The sequence below is a fragment of the Allobosea sp. ASV33 genome (assembly GCF_016428755.1).
Taxonomy (GTDB): domain Bacteria; phylum Pseudomonadota; class Alphaproteobacteria; order Rhizobiales; family Beijerinckiaceae; genus Allobosea.
Genome location: NZ_JAELTI010000005.1, coordinates 29,020 through 41,872 on the forward strand (window position 1 = coordinate 29,020; position 12,853 = coordinate 41,872).

General features: G+C 67.3%; 14 protein-coding genes. 2 read left to right on the forward strand and 12 right to left on the reverse strand.

Annotation, left to right across the window (positions count from 1 at the left end; genetic code table 11):
* The first annotated feature begins 9 nt into the window (after positions 1-9).
* Entirely contained in the window at positions 10-900 is an 891-nt protein-coding gene (locus JHD80_RS02670; RefSeq protein ID WP_199084827.1) for an ABC transporter permease, read from the forward strand.
* A complete protein-coding gene (locus tag JHD80_RS02675) occupies positions 897-2,726 on the forward strand; it encodes an ABC transporter ATP-binding protein (RefSeq protein WP_199084828.1) in 1,830 nt (609 codons plus the stop codon). The genes JHD80_RS02670 and JHD80_RS02675 overlap by 4 nt, the downstream gene beginning before the upstream one ends.
* 108 nt (positions 2,727-2,834) lie before the next feature.
* Here JHD80_RS02675 and ureG read toward each other — a convergent pair whose 3' ends face one another.
* From ureG to urtB, 12 genes are all read right to left on the reverse strand, one after another.
* Complete coding sequence (gene ureG / locus JHD80_RS02680; protein WP_199084829.1) at positions 2,835-3,458, reverse strand: urease accessory protein UreG; 624 nt, start codon at positions 3,456-3,458, stop codon at positions 2,835-2,837.
* Positions 3,455-4,168, reverse strand: coding sequence for an urease accessory protein UreF (locus JHD80_RS02685; protein WP_199084830.1), 714 nt, complete (start codon positions 4,166-4,168; stop codon positions 3,455-3,457). Before JHD80_RS02685 ends, ureG begins: the two co-directional genes overlap by 4 nt.
* The gene (locus JHD80_RS02690; protein WP_199084831.1) at positions 4,107-4,598 is read right to left on the reverse strand and encodes an urease accessory protein UreE; all 492 of its coding nucleotides are present in this window, start codon (positions 4,596-4,598) and stop codon (positions 4,107-4,109) included. The genes JHD80_RS02685 and JHD80_RS02690 overlap by 62 nt, the downstream gene beginning before the upstream one ends.
* A 13-nt stretch (positions 4,599-4,611) precedes the next feature.
* Positions 4,612-6,324: an urease subunit alpha gene (ureC, locus tag JHD80_RS02695; protein WP_199084832.1), complete on the reverse strand. Its 1,713-nt coding sequence runs from the start codon at positions 6,322-6,324 to the stop codon at positions 4,612-4,614.
* The gene (locus JHD80_RS02700) at positions 6,324-6,629 is read right to left on the reverse strand and encodes an urease subunit beta (RefSeq protein ID WP_199084833.1); all 306 of its coding nucleotides are present in this window, start codon (positions 6,627-6,629) and stop codon (positions 6,324-6,326) included. The genes ureC and JHD80_RS02700 overlap by 1 nt, the downstream gene beginning before the upstream one ends.
* Before the next feature lie 4 nt (positions 6,630-6,633).
* Positions 6,634-7,215, reverse strand: coding sequence for a HupE/UreJ family protein (locus JHD80_RS02705; protein ID WP_199084834.1), 582 nt, complete (start codon positions 7,213-7,215; stop codon positions 6,634-6,636).
* 21 nt (positions 7,216-7,236) lie between these two features.
* Positions 7,237-7,539, reverse strand: a complete 303-nt coding sequence (locus JHD80_RS02710; RefSeq protein ID WP_199084835.1) for an urease subunit gamma — start codon at positions 7,537-7,539, stop codon at positions 7,237-7,239.
* Between the two features lie 11 nt (positions 7,540-7,550).
* Complete coding sequence (locus JHD80_RS02715) at positions 7,551-8,387, reverse strand: urease accessory protein UreD (RefSeq protein WP_199084836.1); 837 nt, start codon at positions 8,385-8,387, stop codon at positions 7,551-7,553.
* 47 nt (positions 8,388-8,434) lie between these two features.
* Positions 8,435-9,130, reverse strand: coding sequence for an urea ABC transporter ATP-binding subunit UrtE (urtE, locus tag JHD80_RS02720; protein WP_199084837.1), 696 nt, complete (start codon positions 9,128-9,130; stop codon positions 8,435-8,437).
* A gap of 192 nt (positions 9,131-9,322) precedes the next feature.
* The gene (gene urtD, locus JHD80_RS02725) at positions 9,323-10,087 is read right to left on the reverse strand and encodes an urea ABC transporter ATP-binding protein UrtD (protein ID WP_199084838.1); all 765 of its coding nucleotides are present in this window, start codon (positions 10,085-10,087) and stop codon (positions 9,323-9,325) included.
* A gap of 4 nt (positions 10,088-10,091) precedes the next feature.
* On the reverse strand, positions 10,092-11,231 hold the full coding sequence (gene urtC / locus JHD80_RS02730) for an urea ABC transporter permease subunit UrtC (protein ID WP_199084839.1): 1,140 nt from the start codon (positions 11,229-11,231) through the stop codon (positions 10,092-10,094).
* A complete protein-coding gene (gene urtB / locus JHD80_RS02735) occupies positions 11,228-12,829 on the reverse strand; it encodes an urea ABC transporter permease subunit UrtB (protein WP_199084840.1) in 1,602 nt (533 codons plus the stop codon). The genes urtC and urtB overlap by 4 nt, the downstream gene beginning before the upstream one ends.
* Between the last annotated feature and the right edge of the window lie 24 nt (positions 12,830-12,853).

Sequence of the window (12,853 nt, forward strand, 5' to 3'; positions counted from 1 at the left end):
GAAGCTGTCATGAGCACCTCCGTCCATGATGCAGCCCCCGTCGCCCCGCCGCGCCGGCGCTGGCTGAAGGCGACGATCGGCGCCTTCAATGCCAACAAGACCTCCTGGATCGGGCTCGCCATCGTCGTCGCGGTGATCCTCGCGGCCGTGCTGGCGCCCGTCATCGCCCCGCATGATCCGCTCGAGCAGAACATCCTGTCGCGGCTCCAGCCGCCGCATGACGATTTCTATCTCGGCACCGACTATTTCGGCCGCGACATCCTCTCGCGGCTGCTCTACGGCGCCCGGATCTCGCTGGTGATCGGCATCGCCTCGACGGTCATCGCGATGGTCGTCGGCTCGCTGATCGGCTTGCTTGCCGGCTACTATGGCGGGCGCTTCGACGTCGTCGTGATGCAGGCGATGGATATCCTCCTCGCCTTCCCGTCGCTGATCCTCGGCCTGATCCTCGTCGCCATGCTCGGCCCCTCGATGGAGAACATCACCATCGCGATCGCGCTGACCTCGATCCCCTCCTTCGCCCGGATCGCGCGGGCCCCGACGATCACGGTCAAGGAGCGCGACTATATCGGCGCCGGCCGGGCGCTCGCCTTCTCCGACGCACGCATCATGGCCGGCCATATCCTGCCCAACATCTTCCCGGAAATCCTGGTGATGGCCTCGCTCTGGCTCGCCAACGCCATCCGCACCGAGGCCTCGCTCGCCTTCATCGGCCTCGGCGTGAAGCCGCCGATCGCGACCTGGGGCGGCATGATCCGCGAGGGCTTCGAGAACATCCTCGACAGCTACTGGCTGGTGCTGGCGCCCTCGCTCGCGATCCTCGTCGTCGTCTTCGCGCTCAATGTCCTCGGCGACGGCCTGCGCGACGCCATCGACCCCAAGTTGAAGGGCGAGCGATGAGCGATCCCGTCCTCTCCGTCGAGAACCTCCAGACCGCCTTCCGCGTCGGCGGGCAATGGCGCTGGGCCGTCGAGGACCTGAGCTTCGACGTGGCCCCCGGCGAGACCGTGGCCATCGTCGGCGAATCCGGCTCGGGCAAGAGCGTGACCGCGCTCTCGATCATGCGGTTGGTCTCGGCCGCCAACGGACGCATCCAGGGCCGCGTCGCGCTGGAGGGCCGCGACTTGCTCGCGCTCAGGGAAGAGGAGATGCGCAAGGTCCGCGGCAATGATGTCGCGATGATCTTCCAGGAGCCGATGACGAGCCTCAACCCGGTGCTCACCGTCGGTTTCCAGATCGCCGAGGCGCTCCGCTATCATCGCGGGCTGGATAGCGGCGCGGCCAAGGCCGAGGCGTTGCGCATGCTCGACAAGGTGCGCATCCCCTCGGCGAAGACACGCTTCGACAATCATCCGCACCAGCTCTCCGGCGGCATGCGCCAGCGCGTGATGATCGCAACCGCGCTCGCCTGCAAACCCAAGCTCCTGATCGCCGACGAGCCGACGACGGCGCTCGACGTGACGATCCAGGCGCAGATCCTGGAGCTGATCAAGACGCTGCAGGACGAGGAGCGGATGTCCGTGCTCTTCATCACCCATGACATGGGCGTCGTCGCCGAGATCGCCGACCGCGTCGTGGTGATGTGGAAGGGTCGGAAGCTGGAAGACGCACCGGCCTCACAGGTCTTCAATAATCCCGTCCACGGCTACACCAAGGCGCTGCTGGCGGCAGTGCCCAAGCTCGGCGACATGGAGGGCCATGGCCGTCCGCTACGCTTTCCGCGCATCGACCCCGAAAACGGCAAGGTCGAGGGCAAGCCGGTCGAGCAGCCCGACACGGTCGCGGCGGCCGAGCCGCCCTTGCTCGAAGTCGCGGGGCTGACCACCCGCTTCGGCATCCGCGGCGGCCTGCTCGGACGCTTGCGGGGCCAAGTCCATGCCGTCGAGGACGTCAGTTTCAGCCTGCGGCGCGGCGAGACACTGGCGCTGGTCGGCGAGTCGGGCTGCGGCAAGTCGACGACCGGGCGCTCGATCCTGCGGCTGGTCGAGCCTTCCTTCGGCAGCGTCCGCTTCGGCGGGCGCGACGTCACCGGGCTCGGCAAGAGCGAATTGCGCGATGCCCGCCGCGACATGCAGATGATCTTCCAGGATCCTTTCGCCAGCCTCAACCCGCGCAAGAGCATCGGCAGCGCGCTAGCCGAGCCGATCCTCGTTCATGGCCTAGCGAAGGGAGCGGAAGCGCAGGAGCGTGTCGCCGAACTGCTGCGCAAGGTCGGGCTCGCGCCCGAGATGCATGTGCGTTTTCCGCACGAGTTCTCCGGCGGCCAACGCCAGCGCATCGCGATCGCCCGGGCGCTCGCGCTCTCGCCGAAGCTCGTCGTGGCGGACGAGGCGGTCTCGGCGCTCGACGTTTCCGTGAAGGCGCAGGTGCTGAACCTGATGCTCGACCTGCAGGCCGAGCTCGGCCTCGCCTATCTCTTCATCTCGCATGACATGGCGGTGGTCGAGCGCGTCAGCCATCGCGTGGCGGTGATGTATCTCGGCGAAATCGTCGAGATCGGCCCGCGCGAGGCCGTATTCTCCGATCCGCGCCACCCCTATACGCGCAAGCTGCTGGCGGCGGTGCCTGTGCCCGATCCCAGCCGCCGGGCGTTCAGGCGCGAACTCGCCGTCGACGAATTGCCAAGCCCGATCCGAAAGCTCGACTGGCAGGCGCCGCCGACCGCGCTGGTCGAGATCGGCCCCGGCCATTTCATCCGTCAGCCGACCGAGGCTGGCCGGACCTGAACGACGAATCCGCCTCAGCGGCGCGGCTCAACCGGGACGGCCGGGAGCTGCGCCGGCTGGCGCATCGGCGCCTTCGCCGACGGGCGCCAATACGGCTGGCGCCGACCGCTATTGCGCGGCGGCGAGACCGCCGTTCTTCTCGATGAAGGCGACGATCTCCTCGACCCCGGTGAGCCGGTTGAGGTCGCTGAAGACGAAGGGCCGGCCGGCGCGCTGCTTTTCGGTGTCCGAACGCATCACGTCGAGATTGGCCCCGACATAGGGCGCGAGGTCGATCTTGTTGATGATCAGCAGGTCCGAGCGCGTAATCCCCGGCCCACCCTTGCGCGGGATCTTCTCGCCGCCCGCGACGTCGATGACATAGAGCGTGATGTCGGCGAGATCGGGCGAGAAGGTCGCGGCGAGGTTGTCGCCGCCGGATTCGATGAAGACGATATCGAGATCGGGGAAGCGGCGGCGCATCTCGGCGATGGCGGCGAGATTGATCGAGGCATCCTCGCGGATCGCGGTATGCGGGCAGCCGCCGGTCTCGACGCCGATGATGCGCTCTTCCGGCAAGGCCTGCAGCCGGTTGAGGATCAGCTCGTCCTCCTTGGTGAAGATGTCGTTGGTAACGACGGCGACGGAGTAGCGCTCGCGCATCGCCTTGCAGAGCTTCTCGGTGAGCGTGGTCTTGCCGACGCCGACCGGGCCGCCGATGCCGACGCGGAGCGGACCATTGGGGGAGTTCACGAGCGAAAGACCCTTGAATACTGCGTTTCGTGGTTCATCGAGAGGATGTCGGCGCGAATAGTGCAGGAGCCGAGATCGTCCAGCGTCGCGGCGGCGGCGCGCCGGGCGGTACGCAGGATGACGGGTTCCAGCGCGGCGAGCGTCGCCACCCCGTCGCGTTGGCCGAGCGGCACCAGCCGCACGCAGGCCTGGACGAGGTTGGAGGCGAAGGCGTGGAGATAGGCGGTGAGCGCGTCGCCGAGCGCGATGCCGTAGCGCGCCGCGGCCGAGCCGACGGCCACGGGATATGCGATCGGCCCCTCTCCGCCTGCCGGGTAGCCGCTCCAGGCAGCCATCGCATCGACGAAGGCACCGCCTTGCAGCGTCGTCTCCATATGTCGCTCGCGTGAGCCCGACATGGCCTCGGCCAGTTCCGCGACGTCTGCGATGTCATCACCCGCGCCGATCTTGCGCCAGGTTTCGGCCAGCAGGACAGCGTCATTCCAGGCTGAGCCCTGTTCCAGCAGGGTCTCCAGCCATCCCAACAGGCTCTGCCGATCCCGGATCAACCCGTCATGGATCGCCCGTTCCAGCCCGTGACTATAGGCGAAAGACCCGACCGGAAAGGCCGGAGAGAGCCAGGTCATCAGGCGGGCGAGCGCGACGGCCTCAGTCATGGTGGTGGTGATGGTCGAGGCCATGACCATGATGATGGCTGTGCCCGTGATCATGCCCATGCGCGTGATAGGCGCCATGCACCGGCTGGAAGCGTGCGACGACCTCGCGCAGGGAAGCGCCGAGGCCTTCCAGCATCGCCCGGATGACATGGTCACGCTGGATCAGGATGCGGGTTTCGTCGATCTGCGCCGGCAAGTGGCGGTTGCCCAGATGCCAGGCGAGATGGCGCAGCGGGCAGCCCGGCCCGGGAGACACCTCGTAGAGCTCCTCCTCTGCCGCGACGATCGCGACGCTGCGGCCATCCTGCAGCACGAGCCGATCGCCATCGGCGAAGAGCACCGGCTCGGGCAGATCGACCATGATCGCCTCGCCCTGGTCGGTGGTGACGAGCTTGCGGCGCAGGTGGCGGGCGGCATGGTCGAGGCGGAGCGTGCCGGCAGGCTCGCCGCTGCCGCCGTGGCTATGGGAGATGGCGCGGAGCATCGCAGGCCTCGGATCAGAACAGGAAATAGCGCTGCGCCATCGGCAGCACGGTCGCGGGTTCGCAGGTCAGGAGCTCGCCATCGGCGCGCACCTCGTAGGTCTCGGGATCGACCTCCATGTGGGGCGTCGCGTCGTTCAGGACCATCGATGCCTTGGAGATGCCGCCGCGCGTGTTCTCGATCGCGAGCATGCCCTTGGCGACACCGAGCTTGTCCTTCAGGCCATTGGCGATTGCGGCTGCGCTGACGAAGGTCACCGAGCACATCGCCGGCGCGCGGCCCATGGCGCCGAACATCGGCCGGTAGTGCATCGGCTGTGGGGTCGGGATCGAGGCGTTGGGATCGCCCATCGGGGCGGCCGCAATCATGCCTCCGACCAGCACCATCTCCGGCTTCACGCCGAAAAAGGCCGGGCTCCAGAGCACGAGATCGGCGCGCTTTCCCACCTCGACCGAACCGACATGCTTCGACAAGCCCTGCGCGATCGCCGGATTGATCGTGTATTTCGCGATATAGCGGCGCACGCGCAGATTGTCGTTGTCGCCGGTCTCGCTGGCTAAGCGCCCGCGCTGGACCTTCATCTTGTGAGCTGTCTGCCAGGTCCGGATCGGCACTTCGCCGACGCGGCCCATGGCCTGGCTGTCCGACGAGATGATCGAGAAGGCGCCGATATCGTGCAGGATATCCTCGGCCGCGATCGTCTCCTTGCGGATGCGGCTCTCGGCGAAGGCGATGTCCTCGGGGATCGAGGGCGAGAGGTGATGGCAGACCATGAGCATGTCGAGATGCTCGGCGATGGTGTTCTGCGTGTAGGGCCGCGTCGGATTGGTCGAGGACGGGATAACGTTCGGGAGCCCGCAGACCTTGATGATATCCGGCGCGTGGCCGCCACCCGCGCCTTCCGTGTGGAAGGCATGGATGGTGCGCCCCTTGAAGGCCGCGACCGTATCCTCGACGAAGCCGCTCTCGTTCAGCGTGTCGGTGTGGATCATGACCTGGATGTCGTGATCGTCGGCAACGCTGAGGCAGTTGTCGATCGCGGCCGGCGTCGTGCCCCAGTCTTCGTGGAGCTTGAGCGCGCAGGCGCCGCCCTCGATCATCTCGATCAACGCGGCCGGCTTCGAGGCATTGCCCTTGCCGGACAGGCCGAGATTGATCGGCACCGCGTCGAAGGACTGGATCATCCGGCCGAGATGCCAGGGGCCGGGCGTGCAGGTCGTCGCCAGCGTGCCATGGGCCGGGCCGGTGCCGCCGCCGAGCATGGTGGTGATGCCGGCCATCAGCGCCTCGTCGATCTGCTGCGGGCAGATGAAATGGATATGCGCGTCGACGCCGCCGGCGGTGAGGATCTTGCCCTCGCCGGCGATGGCCTCGGTGCCAGGGCCGATGACGATGGTGACGCCGGGCTGCGTATCCGGATTGCCGGCCTTGCCGATCGCGACGATCCGCCCGTCCTTCAGGCCGATATCGGCCTTCACGATGCCCCAGTGATCGACGATCAGCGCGTTGGTGATGACGGTATCGACCGCGCCCTCGGCGCGGCTCGCCTGGCTCTGGCCCATGCCGTCACGGATGACCTTGCCGCCGCCGAACTTCACCTCCTCGCCATAGACGGTGAAGTCCTTCTCGACCTCGATGATGAGATCGGTGTCGGCGAGACGGACGCGGTCGCCGACCGTCGGTCCATACATCTGCGCATAGGCGGCGTGGGAGAGCTTGGCCGGCATCAGAGTTTCCCCATCACCTTCTGCTGGAAGCCGTAGACGGCGCGCCCGCCGCCGAACGGCACGAGGCGGACCTCGCGCTGCTGGCCGGGCTCGAAGCGCACCGCGGTGCCTGCGGCGATGTCGAGCCGCATGCCGCGAGCGGCAGCGCGGTCGAAATCGAGCGCGTCGTTGGTCTCGAAGAAATGGTAGTGCGAGCCGACCTGGATCGGCCGGTCGCCGGTATTGGCGACGAGCAGCGTGACCTGCTGCGCGCACGCATTGAGGATGATATCGCCCTCGGCGGGAAAGACCTCTCCGGGGATCATGCGATCAGACTCCCGCGACCAGCCAGAGGCCGCCAAGCGCGGTCAAACCACCGGCGATGCGCGCCGCGATCCGGCCGCGATGCGAAAGCGCGTTGCCGGCAAGGCCGATACCGATGCCGACCGCATGCAGCAGGGCTGTCGCCAGCGCGAAGCCGATCATGAAGGAGAGGCTCGTCGCCTCGCCCATCTCACCGCCATGGGCATAGCCGTGGAACAGCGCGAAGAAGCCGACAACCGCCATGCCGACCGCGACCGGGACCTGCAATGCGACCAAAGCCAGCAGGCCGAGCACCACGACCGAGGCCGCGATGGTCGGCTCGACGAAAGGCAGGCCGATGCCGGCGAGCGCCGCGGCGAAGCCGAGCATCATCGTGACGACGAAGGCAGCGGGAATGGCCCAGACGGCGCGCCCGCCGACGAGGAAGGCCCAGAGGCCGACGCCGACCATCGCCAGGATATGGTCCGCGCCGAACAGGGGATGCGAGAAGCCGGCTGCGAAGGAGCCGTGCTCGGCCGGGTTGAGATGGGCAAAGGCCGGGCTTGCGGCACCGACGCTCAGGATCAGGGCGATCGACAATCTCTTCATGGCAGCCTCCGGCTTGCGCGCTCAGCGGATGGGTTCGTGGACGGTGACGAGCTTGGTGCCGTCCGGGAAGGTGGCTTCGACCTGCACGTCGTGGATCATCTCGGCGACGCCCTCCATGACCTGCGCGCGGCCGACGACATGGGCGCCGGCCTCCATCAGGTCGGCGACGCTGCGGCCGTCGCGCGCGCCCTCGACCACGAAATCGCTGATCAAGGCGATCGCCTCGGGATGGTTGAGCTTGACGCCGCGCTCGAGCCGGCGCCGGGCGACCATGGCTGCCATGGAGATCAGGAGCTTGTCCTTCTCGCGCGGTGTCAGGTTCATGCCGTCAGTCCCTAGAGTTGCCAGACCTTGGGCAGCGGCCGGCCGCCCAGGAGAAGGGTGAGCAGCGGCTCCAGCCGCCGCCGGAGCGCGAGCCCGGTCTCCTCGACCAGCCGCGCGAGAAACTTGCCGTTCCAGGCGCTGGCGCCGCCGCCCGGCCCTATGATCGACCGGGCCTGATCCAGGAAGCGCTCAGGTGCCGGACCGGCGAACAGCACCGTCGCCATCGCACGGCAGCCGGCCATGGCGGGCTGCGGCGCGAGCCGGGCGGCGATATCGCCCTCGACGCGCAGATCGTCGGCGAAGATCAGGCGGCCCTCGCGCCTGATGCGCCAGCGGTCGTGCAGGTGGCCGCTATGCAAGGTCTCACCCATCGCCTGCCGGCCGAACAGCACTGCCTCCACGGCGACCAGTTCGGCATTACCAGCCAGGTCGGCATCGAGCGTGCGGGACAGGCGCCCGCCCTCGAACAGGATCGTCTCCTGCGGCAGCCAGGCGAGCCGGGCGCCGGCCGCGAGCCGCAGGCGGTTGGTGACGACGGCATCCGCCCCCGTCGAGCGATAGACACGCTCGCAGGCCTGGGTGGTGACGCAGGCCTGCGCGTTTTCCGCCAGATCAACCTCCGTGCCGAAGCGGTCTCCGCCGGTCAGCCCGCCTGCCGTGTTGATGAGGATCGCCTGCGGGGCCTCGTTGCCGAGCGGGCGCGGGAAGCGAAGTTTTGCGCAGCCCTCCTGGAACAGCCGATCGAGACGAGTCCGGCCGTCACGCGCATGGAAGGAGACGCTCGCCTGCCCGTGGGCGCGCTGCATCCGCGCCGGTGCGAGGGTCTGGAGATCGGTTATCGCCAGCATCGTCAGGGCAGCTTCCCGTCAGGCATGGTCGGCAAGGCAAAGGCGCATCAGACCTGAATCAGTCTCTGAACCTGCGCGCCGTCAAGCTCGCTCATCGGCCCGGACAGCACGACCTCGCCGCGGTCCATCACGAACATCGTGTCGGCAAGGTCGCGGGCGAAGTCGAAATACTGCTCGACGAGCACGATTGCCATTCCGCCTTTTTGACGGAGATAGTCGATGGCGCGGCCGATATCCTTGATGATCGAGGGCTGGATGCCCTCGGTCGGCTCGTCCAGCACCAGCAGCCTGGGTCGGGTGACCAGCGCTCGCGCAATGGCGAGTTGCTGCTGCTGGCCACCCGAGAGGTCTCCGCCGCGCCGGCCCAACATGGTCTTCAGCACGGGGAAGAGGTCGAAGAGTTCATCCGGGACGAAGCGCTCGCGGCGCTTCAGCGGCGCGTAGCCGGTCTCCAGATTCTCCTTCACCGTCAGCAGCGGGAAGATTTCCCGCCCCTGCGGCACATAGGCGATGCCGGCCCGCGCGCGATCCTCGCTGCGCAGGGCCGAGATGTCTTCTCCATCAAGGCGGATGTGGCCGCCGGAAATCGGCTGGTGGCCGACGATGGCGCGCATCAGCGAGGTCTTGCCGACGCCGTTGCGGCCCATCACGCAAGTGACCTTGCCGGTCTCGGCGGTGACGGAAACGCGACGGAGCGCCTGGGCAGCGCCGTAATGGAGGTTGATGGCGTCGACGGTCAGCATGACAGCGGTCCGTTCCCGGCCACGGCATTGCGGAAAAACGCGCCGTCATCCCGGACAAGCGGCGAAGCCGCGCCGATCCGGGATCCATCGTAAAGCGCCGGAGCCCGACGATGGATCCCGGATCTCCGCTTCGCTGCGTCCGGGATGACGGTGTGGATCAGCGGCAGGACGAGAGAGGGTATGGCCAGCATCTCACCGCCCCAGATAGACTTCGACGACGCGCTCGTTGGCGCTGACATGGTCGAGCGGGCCTTCGGCCAGCACCGCGCCCTCGTGCAGCACTGTGACCTTCACGCCGAGCTCGCGGATGAAGCCCATGTCGTGCTCGACGACGATGACGGAATGATCCCGCGCGATCTCCTTGAGCAGCACCGCCGTCTGCGCCGTCTCGCCATCGGTCATGCCGGCGGCCGGCTCGTCGACGAGCAGGAGCTTCGGGTCCTGGGCCAGCAGCATGCCGATCTCCAGCCACTGCTTCTGGCCATGCGAGAGCGAGCCTGCGAGCCTGTCTCGCCGGTCGGCAAGGCGGATGATGCCGAGGATATCGTCGATACGCTTCTGCTGCGGCGCCTCGGTCTTCCAGAACAGCGTCTTGCCGACTGTGCGCTTCGATTTCAGCGCGAGCAGGATGTTGTCCTCGATGGTGTGGAAATCGAACACCGTCGGCTTCTGAAACTTGCGGCCGATGCCGAGATTGGCGATCGCGGCTTCGTCGAGCTTGGTCAGGTCGACGCTGCCGCCGAACATCACGGTGCCGATATCGGGCTTCGTCTTGCCGGTGATGATGTCCATCATCGTGGTCTTGCCGGCGCCGTTGGGGCCGATGATGGCGCGCATCTCGCCGGGCTCGATGGTCAGCGACAAGCCGCGGATGGCCTTGAAGCCGTCGAAGGAGACGCTGACGCCGTCGAGATAGAGCAGCGAGGAGGTCAATGCGCCGGGCACGGGAGCATTCATCGCTTCACTCCGCCGGGGCCGGTTCGACGGCCGGTGTGTCGTCGGATTTGCGGCGGCGTGCCCATAAGGCTTCGGCGGTGCCGAGAATGCCCTTGGTCAGGAAGAGCGTGACGACGACGAAGAGGCCGCCCAGCGCGAAGAGCCAGTACGGCGCCATGAAGCCCGAGGTGAACAGCGTCTTGGCCCAGTTGACCACGACGGCACCGAGCGCCGCGCCGACCAGCGTGCCGCGCCCGCCGACCGCGACCCAGATCACGGTCTCGATCGAGTTGGCCGGGGCGAATTCGCTGGGATTGATGATGCCGACCTGCGGAACGTAAAGCGCGCCCGCGACGCCCGCCATGCAGGCCGAGACGGTGAAGACGAAGAGCTTGAAGCGGTCGACCCGGTAGCCGAGGAAGCGGGTGCGTGATTCGGCGTCGCGGATCGCGATGACGACCTTGCCGAGCTTCGAGACGACGATGCCGCGCGCAATCAGGAAGCCGGCCGCCAGCATGACACAGGTCATCGAGAACAGGGCGGCACGCGTCGTCTGCGCCTGGATGTTGAAGCCGAGGATGTCCTTGAAATCGGTCAGGCCATTGTTGCCGCCGAAGCCCATGTCGTTGCGGAAGAAGGCGAGCAGCAGCGCGTAGGTCAGAGCCTGGGTGATGATCGAGAGATAGACGCCGGTGACGCGTGAGCGGAAGGCGAACCAGCCGAAGACGAAGGCGAGCAGGCCGGGCACGGCCACCACCATCAGCATCGCGAAGGGGAAGGACGAGAAGCCCCACCAGTACCAGGGCAATTCCTGCCAGTTCAGGAAGACCATGAAGTCGGGCAGGATCGGGTTGCCGTAGACCCCGCGCGAGCCGATCTGGCGCATCAGGTAGAGGCCCATGGCGTAGCCGCCGAGCGCGAAGAAGGCGCCGTGGCCGAGGCTGAGGATGCCGCAATAGCCCCAGACGAGATCGAGCGAGATCGCCAGCAGCGCGTAGCAGAGGTACTTGCCCCAGAGCGACATGGTCGAGGTCGGGACATGGAAGGGCGAGGACGCCGGCAGCAGCAGGTTCGACAGCGGCACCAGCACGGCCAGGCCGAGCAGGATCGCGAGGAAGATTCCCCCTCGCTTGTCCATGTTCTGCAGGAGGAAGCGGGTAATCATGCTTCCACCGCCCGGCCCTTGAGCGCGAACAGGCCGCGCGGGCGCTTCTGGATGAACAGGATGATGCAAACCAAGAGCGCGATCTTGCCGAGCACGGCGCCGGCATAGGGTTCGAGCAGCTTGTTGGCGACGCCGAGCGTCATCGCGCCGACCAGCGTGCCCCACAAATTGCCGACACCGCCGAAGACCACGACCATGAAGCTATCGATGATGTAGCTTTGGCCAAGATTGGGGCTGACATTGTCGATCTGCGACAGCGCGACGCCGGCCAAGCCCGCGACGCCCGAACCCAGCCCGAAGGTCAGCGCGTCGATGCGGCCGGTGCGGATGCCCATGGCGGAGGCCATGCGCCGGTTCTGGGTGACCGCGCGCATCTGCAGGCCCATCGGCGTCAGCTTCAGGATGGCGAGCAGCGCGGCGAAGACCAAGGCGGCAAAGACGATGATCCAGAGTCGGTTATAGGTGATTGCTAAACCACCGAGTTCGAAGGCGCCGGACATGAAGGAGGGCGCACCGACCTCGCGATTGGTCGGGCCGAAGGCAGTGCGCACCGCCTGCTGCAGGGTCAGGCTGATGCCCCAGGTCGCGAGCAGCGTCTCCAGCGGGCGCCCGTAAAGGAAGCGGATGATGCCGCGCTCGATGCCGATGCCGACCGCGCCGGCGACGATGAAGGCAGCCGGCAACGCAATGGCGAGCGACCAGTCGAACAGCCAGGGCGCATTGGAGCGGATCACCTCCTGCACCACGAAGGTGGTGTAGGCGCCGAGCATGACCATCTCGCCATGGGCCATGTTGATCACGCCCATCACGCCGAAGGTGATGGCCAGCCCGATGGCGGCGAGCAGCAGCACCGAGCCGAGCGACAGCCCGTACCAGAGGTTCTGTGCGGCGGCCCAAAGCTTCAAACGGCCTTCGATGGCGGTGATTGCCTTGGCCTGCGCCTCCTTGAGGGCCGGCGTCGCGTCGCCCGGCAGGGCACGCAGCGTCGCCAATGCGTCCTGATCGGCGCGCTCGCGCAGGACTTCGATCGCCGCGAACCGATCCAGCGGCTGCGTATCTGGCTTGGCGATCAGGATCGCGGCCTGGGCCTGGCGCAGGGCGGCGAGCGCGCGGGGATTGGTTTCCTTGCCGATCGCGGCCTCGACGACCGGCAACAGGCCGGCATCGCGCGACTTGAACACGGCCTCCGCCGCCGCTGTGCGTTTGGCGGCGTCCGGATTGAGCAAGCCGAGACCGCCGAGCGCGGCCTGAACCGCCCGGCGCACGGCGTTGTTGAGACGAACGGGCTTCACATCGGCCGGCGCGGCGGCCAAGGCCTGCCCGGTGCGGGCATCGACAAAGCCTCCGGCGGCCGTCTTCACGGCGACACCGCCCGGCCCCGCCAGCAAGCGCCCGTCATTCAGAGCTTCGACGATCAGCGCGGCATTCGGGTGGGCCGTCGAAACGAGAATCTCGATGGCGCGGGAGGTATCGGAATAGCTGTCGGCCGCGAGCCGCGTGAAGGCTTCGTCGGCGGTCTGCGCGATCGATGCGACCGAGGCTGCGACCAGCGCGATCACGATGACGAGCGCGTGCTTCAGGCGGTGGAAAACGGACATCCAGACCAGCTTCCGATTCATCCC